At 69.6% G+C, this 23,505-nt stretch carries 17 protein-coding genes; 9 read left to right on the top strand and 8 right to left on the bottom strand.

The window, feature by feature from the left end; all coding sequences use genetic code 11:
- Positions 1-17: 17 nt before the first annotated feature.
- The gene (locus ASF35_RS15095) at positions 18-809 is read right to left on the bottom strand and encodes a purine-nucleoside phosphorylase (RefSeq protein ID WP_055969224.1); all 792 of its coding nucleotides are present in this window, start codon (positions 807-809) and stop codon (positions 18-20) included.
- A 182-nt stretch (positions 810-991) separates the two neighbouring features.
- On the opposite strand from ASF35_RS15095, the gene ASF35_RS15090 reads away from it, so the two are divergent.
- Positions 992-1,231, top strand: a complete 240-nt coding sequence (locus tag ASF35_RS15090; protein WP_055969221.1) for a hypothetical protein — start codon at positions 992-994, stop codon at positions 1,229-1,231.
- 243 nt (positions 1,232-1,474) lie between these two features.
- The gene (locus ASF35_RS15085) at positions 1,475-2,362 is read left to right on the top strand and encodes an SGNH/GDSL hydrolase family protein (RefSeq protein ID WP_055969218.1); all 888 of its coding nucleotides are present in this window, start codon (positions 1,475-1,477) and stop codon (positions 2,360-2,362) included.
- A gap of 43 nt (positions 2,363-2,405) precedes the next feature.
- On the opposite strand, the gene ASF35_RS15080 is transcribed toward ASF35_RS15085, so the two are convergent.
- Positions 2,406-3,224, bottom strand: coding sequence for an aldo/keto reductase (locus tag ASF35_RS15080; protein ID WP_055969213.1), 819 nt, complete (start codon positions 3,222-3,224; stop codon positions 2,406-2,408).
- A gap of 242 nt (positions 3,225-3,466) precedes the next feature.
- Between ASF35_RS15080 and ASF35_RS18575 the strand changes: the two genes are divergently transcribed.
- Entirely contained in the window at positions 3,467-5,476 is a 2,010-nt protein-coding gene (locus ASF35_RS18575) for a phospholipase D-like domain-containing protein (RefSeq protein WP_055969209.1), read from the top strand.
- Positions 5,473-6,774 (top strand): glycoside hydrolase family 5 protein, encoded by a 1,302-nt coding sequence (locus ASF35_RS15070; RefSeq protein WP_082495545.1) that lies wholly within the window; start codon positions 5,473-5,475, stop codon positions 6,772-6,774. Before ASF35_RS18575 ends, ASF35_RS15070 begins: the two co-directional genes overlap by 4 nt.
- A 16-nt stretch (positions 6,775-6,790) precedes the next feature.
- On the opposite strand, the gene ASF35_RS15065 is transcribed toward ASF35_RS15070, so the two are convergent.
- Entirely contained in the window at positions 6,791-10,258 is a 3,468-nt protein-coding gene (locus tag ASF35_RS15065) for a CDP-glycerol glycerophosphotransferase family protein (RefSeq protein WP_162239317.1), read from the bottom strand.
- 373 nt (positions 10,259-10,631) lie between these two features.
- Between ASF35_RS15065 and ASF35_RS15060 the strand changes: the two genes are divergently transcribed.
- Positions 10,632-11,675 carry an XcbB/CpsF family capsular polysaccharide biosynthesis protein gene (locus ASF35_RS15060; protein WP_055969201.1) on the top strand — a complete coding sequence of 348 codons (1,044 nt, stop codon included), beginning with the start codon at positions 10,632-10,634 and terminating at the stop codon, positions 11,673-11,675.
- Positions 11,672-16,015, top strand: coding sequence for a CDP-glycerol glycerophosphotransferase family protein (locus ASF35_RS15055; protein WP_055969198.1), 4,344 nt, complete (start codon positions 11,672-11,674; stop codon positions 16,013-16,015). Before ASF35_RS15060 ends, ASF35_RS15055 begins: the two co-directional genes overlap by 4 nt.
- A 16-nt stretch (positions 16,016-16,031) precedes the next feature.
- Here the strand turns inward: ASF35_RS15055 and ASF35_RS15050 are convergent, their stop codons facing one another.
- Entirely contained in the window at positions 16,032-17,150 is a 1,119-nt protein-coding gene (locus tag ASF35_RS15050; protein WP_055969195.1) for a citrate synthase 2, read from the bottom strand.
- A gap of 80 nt (positions 17,151-17,230) precedes the next feature.
- Here ASF35_RS15050 and pdxH point away from each other — a divergent pair, with 80 nt between their 5' ends.
- Positions 17,231-17,887: a pyridoxamine 5'-phosphate oxidase gene (pdxH, locus tag ASF35_RS15045; RefSeq protein ID WP_055970264.1), complete on the top strand. Its 657-nt coding sequence runs from the start codon at positions 17,231-17,233 to the stop codon at positions 17,885-17,887.
- A gap of 12 nt (positions 17,888-17,899) precedes the next feature.
- Here pdxH and ASF35_RS15040 read toward each other — a convergent pair whose 3' ends face one another.
- Positions 17,900-18,178: a hypothetical protein gene (locus ASF35_RS15040; protein WP_156368059.1), complete on the bottom strand. Its 279-nt coding sequence runs from the start codon at positions 18,176-18,178 to the stop codon at positions 17,900-17,902.
- A gap of 50 nt (positions 18,179-18,228) precedes the next feature.
- On the opposite strand from ASF35_RS15040, the gene ASF35_RS15035 reads away from it, so the two are divergent.
- Positions 18,229-19,497: an MFS transporter gene (locus ASF35_RS15035; RefSeq protein ID WP_200931782.1), complete on the top strand. Its 1,269-nt coding sequence runs from the start codon at positions 18,229-18,231 to the stop codon at positions 19,495-19,497.
- Positions 19,498-19,670: 173 nt separating this feature from the next.
- Here ASF35_RS15035 and ASF35_RS15030 read toward each other — a convergent pair whose 3' ends face one another.
- Both ASF35_RS15030 and ASF35_RS15025 read right to left on the bottom strand, forming a co-directional pair.
- Entirely contained in the window at positions 19,671-20,387 is a 717-nt protein-coding gene (locus ASF35_RS15030; protein ID WP_055969185.1) for a hypothetical protein, read from the bottom strand.
- Between the two features lie 88 nt (positions 20,388-20,475).
- Positions 20,476-21,831: a deoxyribodipyrimidine photo-lyase gene (locus tag ASF35_RS15025; protein ID WP_055969182.1), complete on the bottom strand. Its 1,356-nt coding sequence runs from the start codon at positions 21,829-21,831 to the stop codon at positions 20,476-20,478.
- A 46-nt stretch (positions 21,832-21,877) separates the two neighbouring features.
- On the opposite strand from ASF35_RS15025, the gene ASF35_RS15020 reads away from it, so the two are divergent.
- Positions 21,878-22,567 carry a metal-dependent transcriptional regulator gene (locus tag ASF35_RS15020; RefSeq protein ID WP_055969178.1) on the top strand — a complete coding sequence of 230 codons (690 nt, stop codon included), beginning with the start codon at positions 21,878-21,880 and terminating at the stop codon, positions 22,565-22,567.
- A 24-nt stretch (positions 22,568-22,591) separates the two neighbouring features.
- Here the strand turns inward: ASF35_RS15020 and ASF35_RS15015 are convergent, their stop codons facing one another.
- The gene (locus ASF35_RS15015; protein WP_156368058.1) at positions 22,592-23,503 is read right to left on the bottom strand and encodes an NAD(P)H-binding protein; all 912 of its coding nucleotides are present in this window, start codon (positions 23,501-23,503) and stop codon (positions 22,592-22,594) included.
- Between the last annotated feature and the right edge of the window lie 2 nt (positions 23,504-23,505).

Genomic DNA, 23,505 nt, shown 5'->3' with positions numbered 1-23,505 from the left:
GTCGGGTGGGGCGCCCACTAGATCCGGGGGATGACGTCGGCGAGCAGGGCGCCCATGCGGCTCGCGGCCGCCTTGCCGGCCTCGAGGACCTCCTCGTGGTTGAGGGGCTCGCCGGAGATGCCGGCGGCGAGGTTGGTCACGAGCGAGAGTCCGAGCACCTCCATGCCGGCCTCGCGTGCCGCGATCGCCTCTAGCGTGGTCGACATGCCGACGAGGGTGCCGCCGATGGCACGCACCATGGCGATCTCGGCGGGCGTCTCGTAGTGCGGGCCGGGGAACTGCACGTACACGCCCTCGTCGAGCGAGGGGTCGACCTCGCGGCACAGGGCTCGCAGGCGCGCGGAGTAGAGGTCGGTGAGGTCGACGAAGTTCGCGCCCTCGATCGGTGAGGTGGCGGTGAGGTTGATGTGGTCGCTGATGAGCACGGGGGTGCCGGGCGTCCAGCTGGGGTCGAGCCCGCCGCAGCCGTTGGTGAGCACGACGGTGCGGACGCCGGCTGCTGCCGCGGTCCGGACGCCGTGGACGACGGCCGCCACGCCCTTGCCCTCGTAGAAGTGCGTGCGCCCGAGGAACACGAGGGCGCGGCGTTCTCCGACCTTGACCGAGCGCACCGTGCCGCCGTGGCCGGCGACCGCCGGTGCACTGAATCCGGGCAGGTCGGCCAGGGCGATCTCGTGGTCAGGGGTCCCGAGGGCGTCGGCGGCGGGCAGCCAGCCCGATCCCATCACGAGGGCGACGTCGTGGGTCGCTCCGTCGGTGCGGTCGGCGAGGGCTTCCGCGGCTGCGCGGGCGAGTTCGGCGGTGGTCACCGGTCCACCCTACGAGACGTGACGGACGCCACCGGTCCGGGCGAGTCGCCGCCGTGCCCGGTTCCGGGCGCCGAAGGTCCCGACACGGGACCGGACAAAAGAGTGACTAGTCAGGTCTAGTCCTAAAGAACTAGTTCCGTGTAGTCTCCTGTGACCAAGGGGATGGACGAAAGGACTCCGGAGTGACGACGATCCGCACGCGCAGGTTGATCGCCTCGAGCGTCGCCGTGCTCGCGGCCACCGCGTCGCTGGTGCTCGTGCCGGCCACCGCGCAGGCAGCGCCCCAGGCCGGCATCCAGCCGCTCGTCACCCAGGGCATCCAGCCGCTCGACACCGACGGCATCCAGCCGCTCGACACCGACGGCATCCAGCCGCTCGACACCGACGGCATCCAGCCCCTCACCGCGGTGGCGGCCGCATGACGCACTGAGACTTCCGGCCTGTCGGGGGACGGGCCGGACGGTGGAGCATCTCGGGGGGATGGTCCATCACACACGACGAGACCCTGGCCGTTCGGGGGGATGGCCAGGGTCTCGTCGCGTCTGGGCACCTGCGCCCCGACGCCTACTAGTCCGATCGAACCATCTTCGTGTGCTCCCCGACGCGCACGAGCGAGCATGTGTGACCCTTGACCGTCACGATCATCTCGGGGTTGGGAAAGACACATGCTCGACGCGCGCGCGCTCACGAAGAACCTGATTGCCGTCGGCGCAGTCACCGCAGGTCTGTTCACCGTCATGACGGTGCCCGCCATCTCCGACGAGCCGACGGCCGACCCCACGCCGTCGGCGGCCGTCTCGACGCCCGCGCCGACGACCGAGGTCGAGCCGTCCGCGGAGCCGGAGCCCACTGCGGAGCCGACGCCGACCCCCGCGCCCATCACGAGTGCGCCGAAGCCGAGCCCGACCCCCACCGCCACCGCCAGCAAGGCTGCCAGGGCCGCCTCGGCGCCGGCGCCGGGCGAGCCGCTCCTGGTGTTCGGTGACTCCACCAGCGCCTGGTTCTCCGACCAGCCCGGGTCGCCGTCGCAGGGCTGGTGGTCCAAGGTCGCGGCCAAGGCCGACATGCGGGCTGTGCTCTCGGCCGAGTCGGGCTCGGGCATGTGGGCCCGCGGCAACAAGTGCGGTGGCACCCGCTTCGACCAGCGGCTCTCCGAGATCGCGCGCATCAAGCCGGCCAAGATCATCGTGGCCACCGGCCGCAACGACTACCACCGTTGCCGCGGGGGTCAGGGGCAGGGCTACGTCACGAGTCCCCGCGCCCAGGTGGAGCTGGCGATCAGCAACTACATGACCAAGCTGGACAAGGCGCGCAAGGCCGAGGGGATCCCGGCGAACGAGGTCTACGTGACCACGCCGTGGGGCACCGACGGACGCAGCGTTCACTCCTGGATGTGGAAGGCGCAGAAGCGCGAGGCCGAGAAGCGTGGCTTCACCTACGTGACGGTCCGCTTCCTCGACGACCTGTTCACGCTGGACAAGACCCACCCGAACGCGCTCGGCAACACCAAGCTGGCCGAGGACTTCCTGCGGGTCTCGAAGATCGCCGGCTGACGGACCGGCCGCCGGGCCTGGACCGGCCCGACGACCGACATCGTCAGTTGAACTCGGACGGATCGGGTCCGGTGCGCTCGTCGCGGTTGATGGCGCTGATGCGCTGGAGCTCGTCGTCGCTCAGCTGCACCTCGGTGGCGCCGAAGTTCTCGGCGATGCGCTCGGGCGTGACCGACTTGGGAAACACGACGTTCTCGAGCGCCAGCTGCCAGGCCAGGACGACCTGACCGGGCGTGGCGTCGTGCGCCTCGGCGATCTCGACGACGGCGGGCTCGCTGAGCACGGCGCCCTGGGCCAGCGGGCTCCAGGCCTCGGTCACGATGCCGTGCTCGGAGTGGAACGCCCGCAGCACGTCCTGCGTGAGGGCGGGGTGCAGCTCGACCTGGTTGACCGACGGGGTGGTCAGGCCCTCGTCGGCCAGGCGCTGCAGGTCCTGGACGCGGAAGTTCGAGACGCCGATGGATCGCACACGGCCGTCGGCCTTCAGCTGCTCGAACGCCTTCCAGGTGTCGACGAAGCGGTCCTTCTCCGGCGTGGGCCAGTGGATGAGGTAGAGGTCGAGCACGTCGAGACCGAGCCGGCCCATGCTGGCGTCGAAGGCCCGCAGCGTGGACTCGTGTCCCTGGTCGTCGTTCCACAGCTTGGTGGTCACGAAGACCTCGTCGGCCAGACCCGTGGCCTTGAGCGCCGCGCCGACGCCCTCCTCGTTGCCGTAGATCTTGGCGGTGTCGATGTGGCGGTAGCCGACCTCGAGGGCCTTCTCGACGGCCGCCTGGGTCTCGGCGGGATCGATCTGGAACACGCCGAACCCCAGCTGGGGGATGGTGGTTCCGTCGTTCAGGGCGATGTCACGCACGGTCATGGTGGTGCTCCTGTTCGTGGGGGAGGGTCGGTCGGGGCGGGAGCTGCGCGATGGTCGGCGCTCCGCAGCCACAACCCCCAGCATGGCAACCAGGTGGGGACCGGCAAGTCCGACGGTCGACCGCCCTGAAGAGCAGGGGAGATGTGCGCGAACCGGTCGGTGCGCGGCGGCCATCTTGGTACGATCATCCAGACTTCGTCTCGGGCTTGGAAGGTCGTACCCCTGTGTCTGTCCGCTCACTCATGCGCGCAGCCGTGCTCGCACCGCTGCTCGCGCTGCTCGGCGGACTGCTGGTCGCCGCCCCGGCCTCGGCCGTCACGGTGACCATCACGTCGAACCTCACCAAGGTCCGGGAGGGCTCGCCGGTGGAGTTCTCCGGCAAGGCGCCCGCCGGCTCCACGGTGCAGCTCTACCAGGGGGCACACAAGATCCCGACGCCCAGCACCACGGCCAGCACCAAGGTCCCGGGAGCCAGCACAAAGGCCACTTCCAACGGCACCTGGAAGATCACCGTGGTCTCGGCCCATGTCGTCGAGGGCAAGAAGTACGTCGACGGCTTCCGCAACTACCGCGTCCGGGTCGGCTCCACCCAGTCGGCCGCCCGGCAGGTCAACTCCTACCGACCCGTGTCGGTCTCGCTGAGCAAGACGATCAGCGGCAAGAAGACCGCCGTGGCGACGAACGAGGAGATCTACAGCCGCAGCGGCATCACCTTCTCGGCCGTCCTGTCGTACGGCGTCAAGGGCAACCCGGCCTACCTGCAGCGACGGGTGCCCACCCGCAGCTCGTCGGGCAAGATCACCGGCACCCAGTGGGCCACGGTCAAGACCGCCACGACCGGTTCCACCGGTGCCAACCGGACCGTCAGCTTCGGGTCCGTCTCCACGCCCCCCGGCCGGTGGCAGTACCGCGTGTCGACCAAGCTGGTGGGCCTCTACGCCATCGGGTACTCCACCACTCCCGCCGTGCACGTGGTCAGCTGCACCACCTACCCCTCGCGCCCTGCAGGCATCCAGCCCGCGTTCTCCAACCCCGGCGCGTACTCCACGGCCGACAGGACCAAGCGGTCCAAGGCACTGCGCGACCAGCTGGTCAAGACCATCTGCGCCGCCGACACCGGCGCCGAGCTGAAGCTGGCCATGTGGCACATCGACGACGATGGGCTCTACAAGAACCCTCCCGAGATGGTGAACCCGATCCTGCGCGCGCTCGACTACGTGAGCGCGACCCGCAAGGTGAAGGTCAGCATGGTGGTCAACGACACCACCGGCAAGCAGGCCTACACGACGGAGTGGCTCAAGCAGATCGCTGCCCGCAACGGCGGTGGCTACTACGAGTGCAAGGAAGCCTGCATGAGCGACCGCGGGCTGAGCGGGCAGAACAACGCGGGTGACAACCACCAGAAGCTCCTGACCATCAGCAAGGCCAAGGGCGCACCCGTCACGGTCATCTCGACCTCCAACTGGTCGTACTGGCAGCTGCGCGACTACTGGAACTCCAGCTCGGTGCTGTGGAACGACGCGAACATCTACGCGCGCTCCTCGGCACGGTTGTCGCAGATGATCCAGGCCGCCGAGCGGACCTCGGCCGGCAACGGTGGCTGGGCGACCTCGGGCGCCGACGGCTTGGTCAAGAGCGCCGACGACAACACGTGGGCCCCGGCCGACGTCAGCTCGGGCGACGGCATGGTGAGCGCCAAGGAGCGGAAGGGCTCGGGCTTCGGCGCGGCTCGCACGGCTGTCTCGTTCTCGCCGTCCGGAGGCTACGACCCGATCCTCGATCGGCTGAAGGGTTCGAGCTACACGTGCGACAAGGGTGAGGCTGTGCGGTTCGCGGTGCTGCTCGGAACCGGCGACATCGGCACCAAGTGGGTCGACACGATCAAGGAGCTCAAGGCGAAGGGCTGCAAGGTCTACGTGGTCATGAGCCGGCCGATCCCGTCCGGCTCGCACGTCTTCGGTACCGACAAGGCGACGTTCGACGGGCTGAAGAAGCAGCTCGGCGGATCCACGACGTACCTGCGCTGTGGCCAGTACATCCACACCAAGAACATCCTGAGCGACGAGAAGTCGTCGGTGTGGACGGGGCCGCGCAACCTGGACTACTCCGGCTTCAGGCTGAGCGACGAGACGACCCTCCGGGTCTGGAACGACCCGACGCTCTACAACAGGTACAAGACCGACTGGATCAACATCTGGAAGAAGTCCACGAGCTGCGGCTCGACCCACGCAGCGTTCATGAAGCTGCGATGACCTCTTCGCACCGGCAGCGAGGCCCTTCCACCACGTGGAAGGGCCTCGTGGCCGTGGTGGCGCTCCTGGTCGTGGCCCTGGCGGGCGTGGTGGGGGCCCGCCTGCTCGACGTCGGTCCCTACCGTGACACGGGCGCGAGCACGTCGGCGACGCCGGCCGCGAGCGCTTCACCCACGCCGACGCTGCCCGCCGTGGGCGGCATGCGGGCCGAGGAGATCGACGGTCGCATGCGCATCGTCGACGAGACCGGCGAGCGGTTCAAGGTGTCGGCCGCCAACTGGTACGGCGCGGAGACGCCCGACCTGGTGCCCGGTGGCCTGGACCGTCGGCCGCTGGCCGACATGGCCGAGGAGCTGGCGGACGCCGGCTTCAACACGGTGCGGCTCCCGTGGTCGAACGAGATGGTGCGTGACGACGAGGTGCCGGACCCGGCGCGGGTCGCTGCCAACCCTCAGCTCCAGGGCAAGACCGCGCTCGAGGTCTACGACGCGGTCGTGGAGGCACTGGCCGACGCCGACCTCAGGATCATCCTCGACAACCACCACTCCACCGCCGACTGGTGCTGCAACATCCGCGACGGGAACGGTCTCTGGTACACCGCCGAGCACCCCGAGAGCGAGTGGCTCGAGCACTGGACGCTCATGGCGAAGCGGTACGAGGACCAGCCGGCCGTGATCGCGGCCGAGCTGCGCAACGAGATCCGGTTCGACGTGAAGACCGACCGCATGCCCACCTGGGGGAGCGGTGACGAGGAGACGGACTGGAAGCGTGCGGCAACGCTGGGCGTGGAGGCCGTGCACTCGGTGGCGCCACGCCTGCTCGTGGTGGTCGGCGGCCTGGAGCACAACTCCAAGCTGATCGAGCAGTTCCGCGACCCGCTGAAGATCTCGCGCCAGGACAAGCTGGTGTACGCGGTGCACGACTACGCCTGGCGTCACTCCGACGAGGCGCTCAGCAGTCAGTCGCTCTTCAACCGACGCATCCAGACCCGGTGGGGCGGCATGAACGACGCCCGCAACGACTTCGCCGCTCCGGTGCTGCTCACGGAGTGGGGTGCGTGCATCCGCCACGACGCCTCCGAGACCGACTGCGACCCCTCGCGCGCCAAGTTCCTGACCCGCATGGCGTCGAACCTCGAGACGACCGACATCGGGTTCGCCTGGTGGGCGTTCAACGGTACGCAGTCGTCCGGCTACACCCGCACACGCGGCAAGGACGAGACCTACGGCCTCGCCGACACGCAGTGGAGGCTGTCCTTCGACGCTCTGCCCAGCGAGCTGCAGGGCCTGCTGCGCTGAGTGCCGGCGAGGTCGGTCAGTCGACGAAGAACTCGTTGACGACCCGTCGCGCGGCCTTGCCGTCGTCCCACGGGGCGAAGCGCTCCCTGAACGAGGCGTAGCGCGCGCCGTACTCCGCGTCGTAGGACTCGAGGGCGTCGAGCGCGGCGAACAGCTGCGGCTGGGTGCTGCACCACGGCCCGGGCGCGATCGGCTCGAGGTCGAAGTAGACACCCCGGGCCCGCACGTACTGGGCGAAGTCGGGCACGAAGTAGAGGATCGGCCGACCGGTCAGGCAGAAGTCGAACATGGCCGAGGAGTAGTCGGTGAGCAGGGCGTCGGCGCTGAGGTACAGGTGGTTGATGTCGTGGTGGTGGGTGACGTCGATGACCTGGGCGGTGGACCGGTCGCTCAGGTCGTGCCGGGCGTTGAAGCTGTGGCCGCGCAGCAGCACCACCCAGTCGTCGCCGAGGTGACGGGTGAGCGCCGACAGGTCGAGCCCGGTGAACAGGGAAGCGGTCCAGCCCTCGCGGTTCAGGTCACGGAAGGTGGGCGCGTACAGCAGCACCTTCTTGTCCTGCGGGATGCCCAGCTCCTCGCGCAGTCGCAGGCGCTCGTCGAGGGTGGTGTCGACCAGGGCGTCGTTGCGGGGGTAGCCGGTCTCGAGAACCGTCCCGTCGTAGGAGAACTCCCGGGGGACCAGGTCGGTGAAGTAGGGGCTGGGCGAGATCATCGCGTGCCAGTGTCCGCCCTCGGCGCGGCGCACGGTTGCTTCCTCGGCGCTCATCCGCTGGTGCTCGACCTGGGACCGGCCCACGAACTTGTAGGGCGTGCCGTGCCAGGTCTGCAGGTAGCGCTGGTGCTCGCGGGGGGCGTAGCCGTCGATGCCGCCGTAGTTGTTGACCAGGAACCGGGCCGCGGCCAGCTTCTCGTACCACTGGGTGCTGTGCTTGACGATGGGGACGCCGCCGGGCGGGACCTGGACGGAGTGGTCGTCGACGCCCCAGTAGAGCGTGAGGTGCGTGTCGCGGCGCAGGAGCTCGCGGTGGATGGCCAGGGCGCTGTCGCAGGCGTTCGACCCCAGGTCGACGTAGAAGAACACCGCCTCCTCCGGCTCGACCTGGGCGTCCTCGCCGAAGGCGATGCGCGACTGGCGCCGGCTGTAGACGCTGCGGTCCGGCTCCGGCACGGGAGCGTCGAGGATCAGGCTGAGCCGACCGGTGGTGGTGGCCTTGACCGTGAGGTGCGCGTCGAAGTCATCGCGCTGGATCGGGTAGGTCTCGACGATGGGCAGCGCCGTGCGCAGGGTCCACGGCTCCTTCGTCTCGGCATCGCGCAGCGTGAGGGAGTAGCGGCCCGCGGGCAGCGGCCTGCGGCGTCCGTACCAGTCGGTGAAGCCGAGGTCGACCGTGGTCGAGAAGCGCGAACCGTCCACCTCGAGGTCCTTCCAGGCGCTCGGCTGGTTCTCGGCCCGGTGCACCGCCAGCTGGAGTCGCTGCCCAGGGGTCGTGCCCGACAGGCGCACCCTCGTGGCGCTGACCACGTCGAGCGCCTCGATGGTGGCCGAGCTGCGCTCGTCGCTCACCGCGACCATGCCGCGGCGGGTGCGCATGACGCTCATGGTCACGTCGTCCTGCGCGGTGACCAGGTGCTCGGGCAGGTCCACGGGCAGGACCCGCCCGGCGGCGGTGCGGACCTTGAGACTGCGCACCAGGTTGCCGCGGGTGGTGGGCGGGGGGACGTCGACGCGGAGGCGGTAGCCGCGGGTGATGCGCTGGGTGAGCGTGGCCTCGCTGCGCTCCACCGGGTGCGGGTGGTCGAGCCACGCCGCCACCAACGGCGACGTGAGGGTGGAGCTCAGGTCGACCGTGAGACGGCGGTGCGACAGCTGCACGCGGGTGGCGCGCACCTTGGGGCGGCGCAGCACGAGCGTGACGGGCTGGCGCGGCTCCACGAGCGGGTCGACCACGAGGCCGGCGCCGACCTCGTGGGCGGCGACGGTGCGCAGGGTGCCGTTCCGGTCCTGCTCGACCAGCTCGGTCGACCGCTTCACCTCGCCGGCGACCACGGTGGCCACGAGGACCCAACGTCCCGAGCTCATGGCCTCGGCCACGTGGGGATCGTCCAGGTCGAGGACGGCGGTGAAGGCGGAGTCGGCGTAGGTGCGCATGGCGTCCTTGGCCAGCACGTCGACGGAGTGGTCGGTGCGTCGGCTGTGCGGCAGCTCGACGCGGGTGCCGTCGGCGACGTTCAGGGCGCTGATCTCGAGGGTCTGCTGACCGGCGTCGACGGTGTAGGGGACGTAGGCCCAACCCTCGATCTCGAGCACGTTGCCGCGCCAGCGCATGGCGGTGAGCTTGTGCTTGACCTGCGACCCGCTGATGAGCGTGCGGCTGGGGCGGGACAGCGGAGGCAGGCGGGACGGGTAGTTGGCGCTGCTGAGCACCAGCTCGCCGCTGCGCACGTCGGTCAGCCGCTCGGTGCCACTGGCGAGGAACCAGGCGTAGATGTCGGCGGCGGTGGCTGCTCCGAAGGCCACCGTCGAGGAGAAGAACAGTCGGTGCCCGTCGTGGATCCTGTTGCGCAGCTGCTCGGAGGTGCGGGCCCAGTAGGTGCGGACCACCTCGGTGAACAGGTCGCAGTACGCCTCGTCCGCGTCACCGACGTGGCGGGCGAAGACCCACAGGTCTCCGTGGAACAGCTTGAGGAAGAGGTGGTCGCTGATCGAGGTCTCGCGGTCGGCCCGCAGGATCTGGTGCATCTCGGCGATCGCCTCGAGCTTGGCCTGCATGTTGGGCAGCTCGTTGCGACGCTGGGTGATCGATCCGCCCTCGTCCCGCTCGCGCCAGGAGTAGACCGGTTGCGGGAGCACGTCGACGCACTCGGCGAGCACGTAGGCGCGCGACATGGGCGCCATGTCCTCGTACAGCCGCCCGACGGGGAACGTGAGGTCGATGCGGTCGATGAACGTGCGCCGGAACAGCTTGTTCCAGACGACGGTGTCGTAGACGAGCTCGGGATGCTGAGCCAGGTTGGTGCGGAGGCGCCGCCGACGGTGGGACTCGCGCTGGTTCCAGGCCTGCCAGTTACGGGTGGAGTTGAACCGGCGTACGTTGCCGGTCGCGAACTCCGACTCGCTGACCATCAAGGTCGAGAGCATGCGCTCGTAGGCCGTGGGGTGCACCAGGTCGTCGCTGTCGGCGAAGGCGACGAACTCGCCGGTCGCCGCGGCCATGCCGACGTTGCGCGCGTGCGAGAGCCCACCGTTCGGCTGGTGGATGACCATGACCCGCTCGTCCTCGGCGGCAATCTCGTCGCAGATCGAGCCGGAGCGGTCGGTCGAGCCGTCGTCGACCAGGATGATCTGCAGGTCTCGGTACGTCTGGCGCTGCACGCTGCGCACCGCGTCGATCAGATACCGCTCGACGTTGTGGACGGGTACGACGACGCTGATCGAAGGAAGGCTGTGACCAGAGCTGCTCTGCACCTGGGCAGCAGGAGCCACGCCGCGAGCAGGCTGACGCGCTCGCCTGGCAGGTCGTGTCCAGCGCATGGTCCCCCGGTCCATCTGAGATCAACCTGAGAATGTTAACGCGAAACTGGTCAATCGTCTGAAGAAGTGAGGCGATGTGTCCCTGGTAACAGAGACGACGCGCTTCGTGAACCGGTCGCCGGAACGGCGAACAGTCGAATCACGCCGACGGAAACCGCCAAGCAAACGACAGACGCGGCCAAGGATCTGCGTCTACCGACACGCGAATGCGTCCATCGGTACCCCGCGGTGGTCAACGCGCGTCTTAAGAATTCTCCACGGGGTGGGGACGTAAGGTTCTTCCCGAGGTGGCCTGGCCACGGTGCGCAATCTGGAAGCTCGGTGAATGAAGCAAGAGGTGCTGCAGGTCGACTCGCGGGACGGTTGGGAGTCCATCGAGGACGCGATCGGTCGCAATGAGGGAGTCCCGGAGTTCATCCACGTCGCCCATCACGCCGAGGGTGCAGACGGGGCCAACCTGAGTCGACTGGCGTTCGGCGATCAGAGGCTGCGTCTCATCCAGGATGGTCTGACCAACCTTGGTTTCTATCACTACCGGGTTGAGGACCAGACCACGAGATTCGTCCAGCACGGTGCGCTCCCAAGGCTCTGGAACCACGTCAAGGACGGCACGTATCGGCGTTCGGAGGACGGGCTCGTCTACGACGTAGAGCTGCCCGAGAGCGGTCGCGTCGAGCGCTTGGTGGTGGTCTTCTCGCCGATGGCGAACGATGCCTTCGAGACCAGCATCCAACGCTTCCTCGTGAGGACGTACCCGAGCCTGATTCGGCATCTCGTTCCGTCGACGGCGGTGATCCGACTCGCTGACGTCGGCGGCGTCAAGGGCGGCTTCTACATCGACACGTCGTACTTGCCGTCGAACTTCGACGCAGTGCAGAGATTCATCCAGGACCAGCGACTCCAGTGGGGGGTCCCGCGAGAGAACGTCGTGCTGTACGGGCCTTCGAAAGGAGGGTCGGGCGCTTCGATCCACGGGTTGGCCGGCGACTGGAGCTTCGTCGCCGTGGACCCGATCCTGTCGGACGACTACTACGAGACCGAGATGCAGGACCTGCACTTCACGACGGGCGGCATCTATCCGCGCTCCAAGCAGGAGGTCGTGGCCGGTGTCGTCGAGTCTCGGGCGCGACGACTTCCGGACGCCCGGCTCGTGCAGTCGGTGATCACCTCGCCGGCGTCTCCACAGAAGCCCTACATCGAACGCGCGCTGGCCGGCTGCTTGAGCGATCTCGCCCTTCTGTCGTCCAGGAACGAGAACATCCAGGACCATCCCGATGTCGCCAAGTACACCCTTGCTGTCCAGGTGATGGCGCTCAACACGACGTTGTCGGGGTTCGGACTCCCGCCTGGAAGCTTCGAGGTCTCATGAGCTCCTGGAAGGCCCGACTCAGAAGGCGAAAAGGAGTCGAGGTCGCTGGCTCGCCACTGCTCAGCGTCATCGTCCCGACCTACAACGTCGAGGCCTACCTCGCCGAGGCCGTGAACAGCCTGGTCGATCAGACGTACCCGAACATCGAGATCATCGTCGTGGACGACGGGTCGACGGACGACAGCGGCGTCATCGCCGACCGGCTCGCCGACGATCACGCGAACGTCCAGGTGATCCACCAGGAGAACGGCGGACTCGGCCACGCGCGCAACACCGGGGCGCGAGCAGCGCGGGGTGAGTACATCGCCTTCGTCGACAGCGACGACATCGTCCCGCCCGGCGCCTACAAGACGATGCTCGGAGTCGTGCGCAAGACCGGTTCGGACTTCGTGACGGGAAACGCCGAGCGGTTCACCGGGAGCAGGACCTGGCCTGCGTGGAACCAGGCGATCTCGCACCGCCGTGAGGCGCGCCGCACGACGATCCACAAGACTCCCGAGCTGCTCTACGACACCCAGGCCTGGAACAAGGTCTTCCGCAAGGACTTCTACGACCGCATCGAGGTCCAGTGGGTCGAGGGACGTCTCTACGAGGACATGTTCCCGGTGCAACGCGCCTACTTCGCCGCCGAAGCGGTCGACGTGGTCCACGACGTGATCTACCGCTGGCGCAGCCGCGACGAGTTCGACTCGATCACGCAGCGCCGTCGCGACCTGCGCAACCTCGTGGACAAGATCGAGATGGTCGACCGCGGGGCCGTCCTCGTCGAGGAGTCCGGTGACGCAGCGCTTCGCGAGCTCTTCGTGCAGAAGCTCTTCGACGGGGATCTCTTCGCCTACAGACAGTGGCTCGGCCAGGATCTCGCGTTCGACGAGGCCTTCGTCTCGGCGGTCCGCAGGCACTGGCCGCGGGACGGCGAGATGCACGTCCTCGACTCGATGTGGCTGGAGCGCCGTGTGTTCTACGCCTCGATCGTCGAGCACGGTCTCGACGAGGCGCTGCGTGCTTGGCAGTGGGTCCGCGAGAACCGGTTCCGGCTGCCGACCGTCATCCGGGACGGCCGACTAACGGTGGATCTCGAACGTCTCGACCCCGAGGCCCCGGTGCTCCCGGAGTCCATCTGGGTGATCGAGGCGGAGTCGCAGCTGAACTGCACCGTCACCGACGTCAGGTGGACGGGAACGCGGCTCGTCATCACGGGCTGGGCCTACATCCCCAACGACGAGCACCTCGAGCAGCAAGTCGTCAGGGTCGTGGCCGGGCGCGGCGATCGGTCGTTCGCCTTCGAGGTCGAACGACACGACACCCCGTACGCCAGCAGGTACGCGGCGTCGGAGCTGCGGTCGCACGCATGCACGGGCTTCACGGCGTCGTTGGACGTCGAGCACCTGCCTGCCTGGACGGACGATCTCGAACGGACGACGCGACTGCCGCTGCAGGTCGAGGTGGAGCGGGCAGGACTCGTCCGAAAGGGTCCCGTCGCCAAGGTGTGGCGTGGCGGTTCGATCCACAGCCTGGTCGCACGCCACACCAGCAACGATCTGCGGGTGCACGTGGTCGGGCGCGCAGGCGATCCGCTCGTCGTCGCCGTCGGACGCGCGGGGATCACGGCTTCGACCGCGTCCCTGGTCGACCGGCAGCTCACGGTGGAGCTCTCGGAGACGTCTGCCGCGCGGGTGGTCGAGGCTTGGTTGGAGCACGACACGAGCGGCGCGCGCACGGACGTCGAGATGGACTCCTCGGACGGGCGCGTCACGGTCTCGGCCGAACTGCGCGACGTCGGCGACCGCGGCTGGGTCACGCGGTACCTGAAGGTCAAGACCATGACCGGCTCGGTCCACCGGGTCGAGCTGCCGATGGGAGCGACGACCTCGACCGAGTCGCCGGACACGGCGCTGTGGCTCGGACGCACGGGATGGGGTCTGCTGACCGTGACGGACCGACCAAGGGTGGTCGAGGTCGACGAGGTGGAGCTCGTCCCAGGAGCGGTGATCCTTCGTGGGACGGCGGCTCCGGGCGTCTCCATCGACGTCGGACGAAAGCAGCTGCGCCACACCACGGAGGTGTGGGTGACCGCCCGGCGCGACGGAAGGACCTTCGAGGTCGAGGTGCCGATGTCGTCGGGGGACGATGAAGCACCGCTGAAGTCGGGCACCTACAAGTTCGTCGTGCGAGCCACCGATGAGCGGGCATCGCACCGGTACGACTGGCTGTTGCGATCGTCGGTGGAGGGAGCGGCTCACGCGCCCTTCCGAAGGGTGTTCGACGATCACGCCATCCAGGTCAACCTGACCGGATCGCGTGAGCTGCACTTCTGGTCCGAGCCACCCCTGGAGCCCGACGAGCGCTCGAAGCACTGCCAGGTGGAGCGGGCGGCGGCGTCGCGTCGGCTGCCGATCCAGGAGGCCGTCTTCTGCACCACCTACTTCGGGTTCGAGGCGTCGGACTCACCTGAGGCGATCCATCACGAGATCCGGCGGCGCTTCCCCGAGCTGCCCGTGTACTGGGGCGTGGTCGACCGCTCAGTCGTGGTGCCCGAGGGTGGCACGCCGGTCGTCATGATGAGCCAGGAGTGGCACGAGGCGATCGCCACCTCGCGGTTCCTCGTGAACAACGTGGGCTCGATCATGCAGGGCTACGAGCGCCGTCCCGACCAGGTCGACGTCCAGACCTGGCACGGAACCCCGCTGAAGATCGTCGGCCACTCGTTGCTGAACCAGCAGGGCAAGGACGACTCCGAGCTGATTCGAGAGGGTGCCCAATGGGACCTGCTCGTGTCGCAGAGTCCCTACTACAGCGACGTCGTCGCCCGGGAGTTCTGTACGCGGGCAGAGGTGATCGAGTCCGGGTACCCGAGGAATGACGAGGTCGTTCGGGCCGATGCCGGGAGGATCGCAGCGCTGCGGTCGATGCTGGGGATCCCCGAGGGCGACAAGGTCGTCCTCTACGCGCCCACCTGGCGGGACAACCTCAAGTCCGGCTGGTCGGCGAAGTTCTTCGAGGCGCTCGACCTGGAGCGACTGGCGAAGGACCTCGGGGAGAACTGGACTGTTCTCCTGCGCGGCCACGGCTTCAACGCCCGGGCAGGAGACCCCTCGCGGTCCTCCGGTCAGGTCATCGACGTCACGCAGCATCCCCGCATCAACGACCTCTACCTCGTGGCCGATGCGCTCGTGACCGACTACTCGTCGGTGATGTTCGACTTCTGCGTCACGGGGCGACCGATCATCTTCTACACGCCCGACCTCGAGTCATACCTCGCGCAGCGACCGACGTATGTCGACCTGCTCGAGATCGCGCCCGGCCCGGTGGTGCGCGACCAGAGCGCGCTCCGTGACGCACTCGCGGACCTCGACCGGACGGTCGAGGACCATGCGGCTGCCTACGCGAGCTTCGTCGAGCGATTCGCGCCGTGGGACGACGGCAGGGCGGCGGAGCGTGTCGTCGACGCGATGCTTCGCAAGCGCGACGAGAAGACCACCGCAGCGGCGAGCGAGTTCTCGCGCGGGTTCCACCAGACAGCGCTGCATCATCTGCAGGACGCTCCGGAGTTCGCGACGTTGGCGGACGTCGTGCGGAAGGGAGCCGACGGCCGACCCGTGATCTACGTGCCCAACGTCGGGAACTGGGGGGACGCCCTGATCCACCAGGGAGTTCTGCGCTTCCTGGAGCGCGAGGAGATCGACTATGTGATCAGCTGGCGGAAGTACTGGTCGACGCTCGGCAAGCGCCATCCGGAGGTCGACACGTCGAAGTCGCTGATGCTGATGTCGGCAGGCGGTGCCTGGTGCGAGAACTGGTCCCACGGACGTGACGCCGTCGAGGAGCTCGCGCCGTCAGTGGCACGAACGATCGTGCTGCCCTCGACCTACGAGCTGGGGCCGGCGAACGTCCCGGACGGCCACGAAATCACCTACTTCGCGCGCGACACCTCGCTCAGCCGCGCCGCCAACCCGGACGCCACGTTCTGCCACGACATGGCGTTCTACCTCGACCTGGACCTCGACCTCCCTCTCCCGGCACAGACCCGGCGGAGCTACCTGCGGGAGGACAAGGAGGCGTCGCCGCAGCAGCACCGTGGTCTTGCGGACGCGGGATCGTTCGACATCAGTCGTCTGCGCACGGCCGGCGACCCGGTGGAGCCGTTCTTCCAGATCGTCGCAGGGTCCAGGCAGGTGCGAACCGATCGACTCCACGTCGCCATCGCCGGAGCGATGCTGGGCCTGGACGTGGAGCTGCTCGGCGGGAGCTATCCCAAGGCCAGAGCGATCTTCGACAGCTCGATCGCGCCGCACTTTCCTCAGGTGCGCTACCTGGAGTGGCCCACCCCCGCCGAATGACGCAGGTGGGGGCGGCTCAGCCCTTCGCCCACTCCTCGTTCCAGCCCTCGACCTCGTCGGCGCTGCGGGGGTCGGGGCCGGTGTAGACCGACGAGGGCCGGATCAGGCGGCCCTTGTTGTACTGCTCCAGGATGTGGGCGCTCCAGCCGGCGGTGCGCGCCGACGTGAACATCGCGGTGAACATGTTCGGCGGCACCTCGGCGAAGTCGAGCACGATCGCGGCCCAGAACTCCACGTTGGTCTCGAGGACGCGGTCGGGGCGGCGCGCACGCAGCTCGGCGAGTGCAGCCTGCTCGAGCGCCTCGGCCACCTCGGCGCGGGGGGCGTTGAGCTCCTTGGCGGTGCGGCGCAGCGTGCGGGCGCGGGGGTCCTCGGCGCGGTAGACGCGGTGGCCGAAGCCCATGAGGCGCTCGCCGGAGTCGAGGAGGTTCTTCACGTAGGCCTCGGCGTCGCCGGACTTCTCGACCTGCTCGATCATGTGCAGCACGCGCGAGGGGGCGCCGCCGTGCAGCGGGCCCGACATGGCGCCGACGGCACCGGAGAGCGCTGCGGCCACGTCGGCACCGGTGGAGGCGATGACGCGAGCGGTGAAGGTGGAGGCGTTCATGCCGTGCTCGGCGGCCGAGACCAGGTAGGCGTCGATCGCCTTGGCGTGGTCGGGGTTCACCTCGCCGCGCCAGCGCATCAGCATCCGCTCGACGATGGTGGCCTGCTCGTCGATGACGGCCTGGGGCACCATCGGCTTGCCGACGCCGCGGGCGGCCTGTGCCACGTACGACAGGATCATCACGGCGGTGCGGGAGAGGTCCTCGCGGACCTGCTCGGGAGTCTCGATGTCGTAGAGCTGGCGAAGGCCCCACGCCGGAGCGGTGAGGGCGATGGCGCTCTGCACGTCGGCGCGGATGTCGCCGGAGTGCACGGGGATCGGGAACGGCTCGGCCGGCGGCAGGCCGGGCTCGTAGTGGCCGTCGACCAGGAGGCCCCAGATCTTCTCGAACGGCACGCGGCCCACGAGGTCGTCGATGTCGACGCCGCGGTAGCGCAGCGCGGACCCTTCCTTGTCGGGCTCGGCGATGTCGCTCTCGAACGCGATGACGCCCTCGAGCCCGTGGTGAACCTTCACGTCTTCAGCCATGGCTGCATTGTGCCCTGGACCGCAGGGCCTGTGTGCGGCGCGTCCTGCCGGTGGTCCTGAGCCGCACTACCGTGGTGGTCATGACCGGCTCCCTCGACGCGGCACGGCTCGCGGCCATGCGCAGCGAGTACGAGAACGCCGGACTCGACGAGGGCACGGCCGGTGACGACCCGATGGACCTGTTGAGGCGGTGGCTCGACGACGTCGTCGACGCGCAGGTCGCCGAGCCCAACGCGATGGCGCTCGCCACCGCCACGCTCGATGGTCTCCCGTCGGTCCGCACGGTGCTCATGAAGGGGCTCGACGACCGGGGCATCACGTTCTTCACCCACTACAGCTCCCGCAAGGGAGTGGAGCTGGCAGCGAACCCGCGGGCCGCGGCCACGTTGCTCTGGCACCCCGTGCAGCGCCAGGTGCGGCTGGAGGGACACGTCGAGCGGCTGCCGGAGGAGGAGAGCGACGCCTACTTCGCGAGCCGGCCGCGGGGCGCCCAGCTCGGCGCAGTCGCCTCGCACCAGTCGCGGCCGGTGGCCGACCGCGCGGCCCTCGAGGAGCAGGTGCGCGAGGCCACCGAGCGGGCGGGAGACGCCGAAGTCCGACGGCCGTCGACGTGGGGTGGCTACCTCCTGGTGCCGACCACCATCGAGTTCTGGCACGGCCGGCGCAACCGCGTGCACGACCGCCTGCTCTTCCGCCATGAGGGCGCCGGCTGGACGCGCACTCGCCTCCAGCCCTGAGACCGACCCGACTCAGAGCACGAGGGCCGCGGTCACCACCGCCGGCAGCACGCCGAGCAGGGTCCACGGTGAGACCGGCGAGAGCCGGTGCACCAGCCGGCCGGCCGAGACCGCGGCGGTGCCGAGCGCGCCCATGATCACGACCAGCACGATCGCGGCGTCGTGCCGCTCGCCGGCGAGCATCGTGACCGCAGCGGCCAGCGCTCCCAGGGGGAAGCAGGACACCGCGACGACGAGCAGGCTCACGATCCACTGCTGAACCTGCTGCGTCGTCATCGGTGGCCGGGCCATGACGTGATCCTGCCAGCGAGGGTCGGTCAGCCATGCGCCAAGATCGTTGCGTGGGGAGACTGTCAGGGGTGGCCGGTGCGGTGCTGACCGACGTACGTCCGCTGCGCGCGTCACCGGCGTACCGACGGCTGTGGCTCGGCCAGACCGTCTCCGCGTTCGGCCAGCAGATGACGATCGTCGCGATCGCCTACGAGGTCTACTCGCTCACCACGTCGTCGTTCTCCGTCGGTCTCATCGGCCTGGCCGGACTCCTGCCTCTCGTGCTCGGCGGGCTCTACGGCGGTGCGCTCGCCGACGCCTTCGACCGACGTCGGGTCGCCCTCGTGTCCGCCCTCGGGCTGTGGCTCTGCTCGATGGCCCTCGTCGCCCACAGCCTGGCCGGCGTCGACTCGGTCGGCTTCCTCTACGGGCTGGTCGCCGTGCAGTCGGCGCTCTTCGCCGTCAACCAACCAGCGCGGTCGGCCATGCTGCCGCGCCTGCTGCCGGCCGACCTGCTCCCGGCCGCCAACGCCCTCGGGATGGCCGCGACCAACCTCTCCTTCACCGCCGGGCCGCTGCTCGGCGGGCTTCTCATCGCCTGGAAGGGTGTCGACGCCGCCTACCTCGTCGACGTCGTGCTCTTCGTGGCCGCCCTCTACTCCCTGTTCCGGCTGCCGGCGCTGCCGCCGCTCACCCGCCAGCCCGTCCCGGGCCTCCGGTCGGTGGTCGAGGGGCTGCGCTTCCTGCGCACCGCACCCAACGTGCGCATGACGTTCGTGATCGACCTGTTCGCGATGGTGCTCGCCCAGCCACGCGCCCTGTTTCCGGCCCTCGCCGTCACGGTGTTCGCGACCGGCCCGGAGACCCTCGGACTCCTGCAGGCCGCTCCCGGCATCGGTGCGGTGATCGCGTTCCTCGTGTCCGGCTGGGTGAGCCGCGTGCACCGGCACGGGGTCGCGGTCGTGGCAGCCGTGTGCGTCTACGGTGCCGCGGTGTCGGCGGCGGGGGTGTCGGTCTTCTCCGGCGCGAGTCTGCTGTGGCTGTGCGTGCTGATGCTCGCGTGCTCGGGTGCGGCCGACATGGTCAGCGCCGCCTACCGGTCGACGATCCTGCAGACCGCGGCCCCCGACGAGCTGCGCGGCCGCATGCAGGGCGTGTTCATCGTCGTCGTCGCCGGTGGTCCGCGACTCGGCGACTTCGTGATGGGCTCGCTCGCCGGCCTGGCGGGGGAGGCCTGGGCGATGACGATCGGCGGGGCGCTGTGCGTGGCCGCCACGGTCTGGTTCGGCCTGCGGTCGCGTGGGTTCCGGGCCTACGACGCGCGCGAACCCACGCCGTAGCGGGTGCTCGACGCGTCGCTCGACTCGTCAGAGGTAGCTAGCGCACCGAACGGGCGCGTCTGAGGTAGGTCTCACACCTCATGCGCCGTCGATGAGGTGCGACACCTACCCCTGACGGCGGTGTCAGGTGCGCTACCTACCTCTCACGAGGGCACGGAGGTGACGAGGAAGGGTCAGGAGAAGCGGGCGAGGTCGATCTCGATCCACACCTGCTCGGCCCGACCCAGCAGCTCGCCGTCGACGGTGTGCAGGGCGGTGGCGGCGCGGAACTTGCGGCCGTCACGCTCGCGCAGGAGCCCCGACGCGAGCAGCGTCTCGCCCGCGGCAGGGCGACGCAGCACCTCGGCCGTCATCCGGCCCAGCACCATCGGCTGCGCGGTGAAGTCGGCGGCCCAGCCACCGGGGCAGTCGAGCGCCGCCCACGTGGTGGGGACGTCGAGAAGGCCGTCGCTCCCGGCCACGGCGGGGTCGGGGGTCCAGGTGCCCGCCGTGCGCCCGTCGCCCACCGGACCGGTGAAGAGCCGCAGGCCGTCGCCGGGCTCGCGAGCCGTTCCGCAGGTGAAGCACAGGTCGAAGGGGTGCGACGCGAACCCGGGGTACGACGCCACGCCCTGCTCGGCCTCGTCGATGCTCGGGGCGGTGAGCGGCTCGTGCTCGAACGACCCCGACGTCGCCTCGCCGATGAGCGCGCCACCGGCCGTCACGAGTCGCACCTCCTCGGGGTGGTCCTCCCAGGTGAGCGGGACCTCCAGCGGGGGCGGCTGCCGAAGGGTGGCCGTCACCACCGTGCTGCCGTGCCGCTCCTGCTGCTGCGCGGCGAGCAGGCCGCTCACCCAGCCGCCGTTGCCTGAGTGCTCCGGGCCGTTGAACCTGCGGGGGATCGTGGTCACGGGACCACCGTAACCACGCCGCACGGTCCGGGCGACGACCCCGGTCCCGAAGCTCTCGCGTCAGGAGTCCGGTCGCCGGCGGCCCTGATCAGGAACGCATGGCCTCGTAGCGGCGCAACGACTCCTTGCGCTCCTCGGCATGGTCGACCATCGGCCCGGGGTAGTCCGCCGGCGGCTCGTCCAGGCGCCACGGCTCGTGGACGAACCGGTCCGGGACGTCGCGCAGCTCCGGCACCCACCGGCGCACGTACGTGCCGTCGGGATCGAACTTCTTGCCCTGCGACGTCGGGTTGAAGATGCGGAAGTACGGGGCGGCGTCGGTGCCGCACCCGGCCACCCACTGCCAGCCGTGCTGGTTGGAGCAGGGGTCGGCGTCGACGAGCAGGTCGAGGAAGTGGTCGGCGCCCACGGTCCACTCCAGGTGCAGGTCCTTCACCAGGAAGCTGGCCACGATCATCCGCACGCGGTTGTGCATCCAGCCCTCCGCCTGCAGCTGCCGCATGCCGGCGTCGACGATCGGGAAGCCGGTGCGGCCGTCCTTCCACAGCTGCAGGTCGCCGCCGGGGTGGTCGTACTCCATCGTCTCGAACCGCTTGTCGTAGTAGCCCTCGAGCGTGTCGGGCCGGTGGTGCACGACGTCGGCGTAGAACTCGCGGAACGCCAGCTCGCGCGCGTAGGCCTCGGCGCCCTTGCCGCCCCGCTCGGCCAGGTCGGCGAGCATGGTGCGCGGGTGGATGGTGCCCCACTTCAGGTGCACCGACATGCGCGACGTCGCGTCGCGGCCGGGCACGTCGCGCAGGTCGTCGTACTCGTCGACCTGGTCGATCCAGTCGCGCCAGCGACGTCGGGCCGCCTCCTCACCGAGCGGGGGGAGGGTGACGCCCTCGGGCGGGTCCACGTCGGGCAGCTGGGTGGTGCGCACGTCGGCCTGGATCCACGGCACCGAGCGGACACCCGGGGCCGGAGCGCGCCATCCGTGGGCCTGCCACGCCCGGTAGAAGGGAGTGAAGACCCGGTACGGGGTGCCGTCGTCCTTGGTCACCCGACCGGGCGCGACGGCGTACGAGGAGCCGGTGCGCACGAACGCCAGGTCGTCGTCGGCCAGCGCCTTCTCGATGCGCTCGTCCCGGCCCGACTCGTACGGGCCGTAGTCGGCGGCCACGTGCACGCTCGACGCCTCCACGGCACGCGCCACCCGCGGCACGACCTCCTCGGGCTTGCCGTGCACCACCACGAGCCCACCGACGCGTTCGTCGAGGTCGCGCAGCAGTCCCATGAGGTACGCCAGACGGGTCCGACCGTTCGGCCCCCAGTAGTGGTCGTCGAGCACGAACATCGGCACGACGCCGTCGGGACCGGCCTCGATGGCCTCGCGCAGGGCCGGGTTGTCGTTCAGCCGGAAGTCGGATCGGAAGCACATCACGGAGGTCGGCACGGGCACCATCCTCACGCGTGCACGCGGTGTCTGCACCTCATGGAACAATGGCCGCGTGAGCGAGCTGATCGACACCACCGAGATGTACCTGCGCACCGTCTTCGAGCTGGAGGAGGAGGGCATCGTCCCCCTGCGCGCACGCATCGCCGAGCGCCTCCACCAGAGCGGGCCCACGGTCAGCCAGACCGTGGCGCGCATGGAGCGCGACGGCCTGCTCACCGTCGAGGGCGACCGCCACCTCGAGCTGTCCGACAAGGGTCGTGCCCTCGCCACGCGGGTCATGCGCAAGCACCGTCTCGCCGAGCGCCTGCTCACCGACGTCATCGGGCTCGAGATCGAGTTCGTGCACGAAGAGGCCTGCCGCTGGGAGCACGTCATGTCCGAGCAGGTCGAGCGTCGGCTCGTCGAGCTGCTCGAGCACCCCACCGAGTCGCCGTACGGCAACCCCATCCCCGGGCTCGAGGAGCTCGGCGAGGTCGTCGACGACTCCACGTTCCTGCACGGCGTCGAGCCGCTCACCAAGGTCACCGGCCGTTCCGACGAGCCCGTCCGCCGCATCGTCCGGCGCATCGCCGAGGAGCTGCAGAAGGACACCGAGGTCATGTCGGTCCTGCGCCGCGTCGGCGCGCTGCCCGGCAACGACGTGCTCGTCTCGCGCGGTCACGACGGCGTGGTCGTCGCCCGCCAGGGCGAGACGGCCGAGATCGACGCCGACGCCGCCGCGCACATCTTCGTCTCGGAGTAGACCCCGCCCAGGGCTGCCGCAGCACTAGGGGCGCTGCGTGGCCTGGCGGAGCGCTGCCTCCACCGACGTCCGCCCGCCGGGCGGGAGCCCCACGAGGTCGTCGATGTCGTGCTCGGTGCACACCATGTCGAGCGACAGGCTGTGGACCAGGGCGGCGTTGAGCGAGCTGGGACCCGGCGCGACGGTGCCGACGAGCAGGCTGAACGTGTGCGGCAGCAGCACGGGGAACAGCAGCGTCGACGGCACCCGTCGGCCCGCGGCTCGCGCGTGGGCCTGGATCAGCTCGCGGTACGTGACGACGTCGGGCCCGCCCACGTCGAAGCTGCGCCGCACCTCGCCCTCGAGATCGGTGACGCCGACCAGGTAGTGCAGCAGGTCCTCGAGCCCCACGGGCTGCATCGTGTGCTTCAGCCACGTCGGCCCGACGACCACGGGCAGGAGGCGGGTGGCGACCTCCATGAGGTCGAACGACGCCGAGCCGCGGCCGATCACCATGCCGGCGCGCAGCACCACCGCGGGGACGCTGCCGCCGAGGAGGATCTGGGCGACCTCGTCGCGCGAGGCCAGGTGCTCGGTCAGCTCGCTGTCCGCGGGCGGCAGCAGGCCACCCAGGTAGACGATGCGCTGCACACCGGCCTCGGCAGCCGCCGTGGCGAAGGTGGTGGCGAGCACCCGGTCGGCGGCGGCGTAGTCGTCACCGTCGGACATCGCGTGCAGCAGGTAGTGGGCCACGCCGACGCCTGCCATGGCACGGGCGAGGACCTGCGGGTCACCCGCGTCGCCCTGCACCACCTCGACCGACGACACCCATGCGGCGTCGGGCAGTCGAGCGGGGTTGCGGACGAGCACACGCACCTCGTCGCCGCGTGCGACGAGCCGCTCGGCCAGGTGCGCCCCGACGAAACCCGTGACCCCGGTGACCAGCACCGGCGCCATCG

Source organism: Aeromicrobium sp. Leaf291, from assembly GCF_001423365.1.
In the GTDB taxonomy this organism is placed as follows: Bacteria; Actinomycetota; Actinomycetes; order Propionibacteriales; family Nocardioidaceae; genus Aeromicrobium.
The sequence above is the reverse complement of the archived record's forward strand: the minus strand, read 5'-3'. Positions and strand labels throughout refer to the sequence as shown.

Bases quoted from the DNA above. Each gene is read 5' to 3' on its own strand.
- ASF35_RS15040 (WP_156368059.1), bottom strand. From the start codon at position 18,178: ATGGCCCGGCCACCGATGACGACGCAGCAGGTTCAGCAGTGGATCGTG.
- ASF35_RS15055 (WP_055969198.1), top strand. From the start codon at position 11,672: ATGAGCTCCTGGAAGGCCCGACTCAGAAGGCGAAAAGGAGTCGAGGTC.
- ASF35_RS15070 (WP_082495545.1), top strand. From the start codon at position 5,473: ATGACCTCTTCGCACCGGCAGCGAGGCCCTTCCACCACGTGGAAGGGC.
- ASF35_RS15085 (WP_055969218.1), top strand. From the start codon at position 1,475: ATGCTCGACGCGCGCGCGCTCACGAAGAACCTGATTGCCGTCGGCGCA.
- ASF35_RS18575 (WP_055969209.1), top strand. From the start codon at position 3,467: ATGCGCGCAGCCGTGCTCGCACCGCTGCTCGCGCTGCTCGGCGGACTG.
- ASF35_RS15080 (WP_055969213.1), bottom strand. From the start codon at position 3,224: ATGACCGTGCGTGACATCGCCCTGAACGACGGAACCACCATCCCCCAG.
- ASF35_RS15050 (WP_055969195.1), bottom strand. From the start codon at position 17,150: ATGGCTGAAGACGTGAAGGTTCACCACGGGCTCGAGGGCGTCATCGCG.
- ASF35_RS15015 (WP_156368058.1), bottom strand. From the start codon at position 23,503: ATGGCGCCGGTGCTGGTCACCGGGGTCACGGGTTTCGTCGGGGCGCAC.
- ASF35_RS15025 (WP_055969182.1), bottom strand. From the start codon at position 21,831: ATGGTGCCCGTGCCGACCTCCGTGATGTGCTTCCGATCCGACTTCCGG.
- pdxH (WP_055970264.1), top strand. From the start codon at position 17,231: ATGACCGGCTCCCTCGACGCGGCACGGCTCGCGGCCATGCGCAGCGAG.
- ASF35_RS15060 (WP_055969201.1), top strand. From the start codon at position 10,632: ATGAAGCAAGAGGTGCTGCAGGTCGACTCGCGGGACGGTTGGGAGTCC.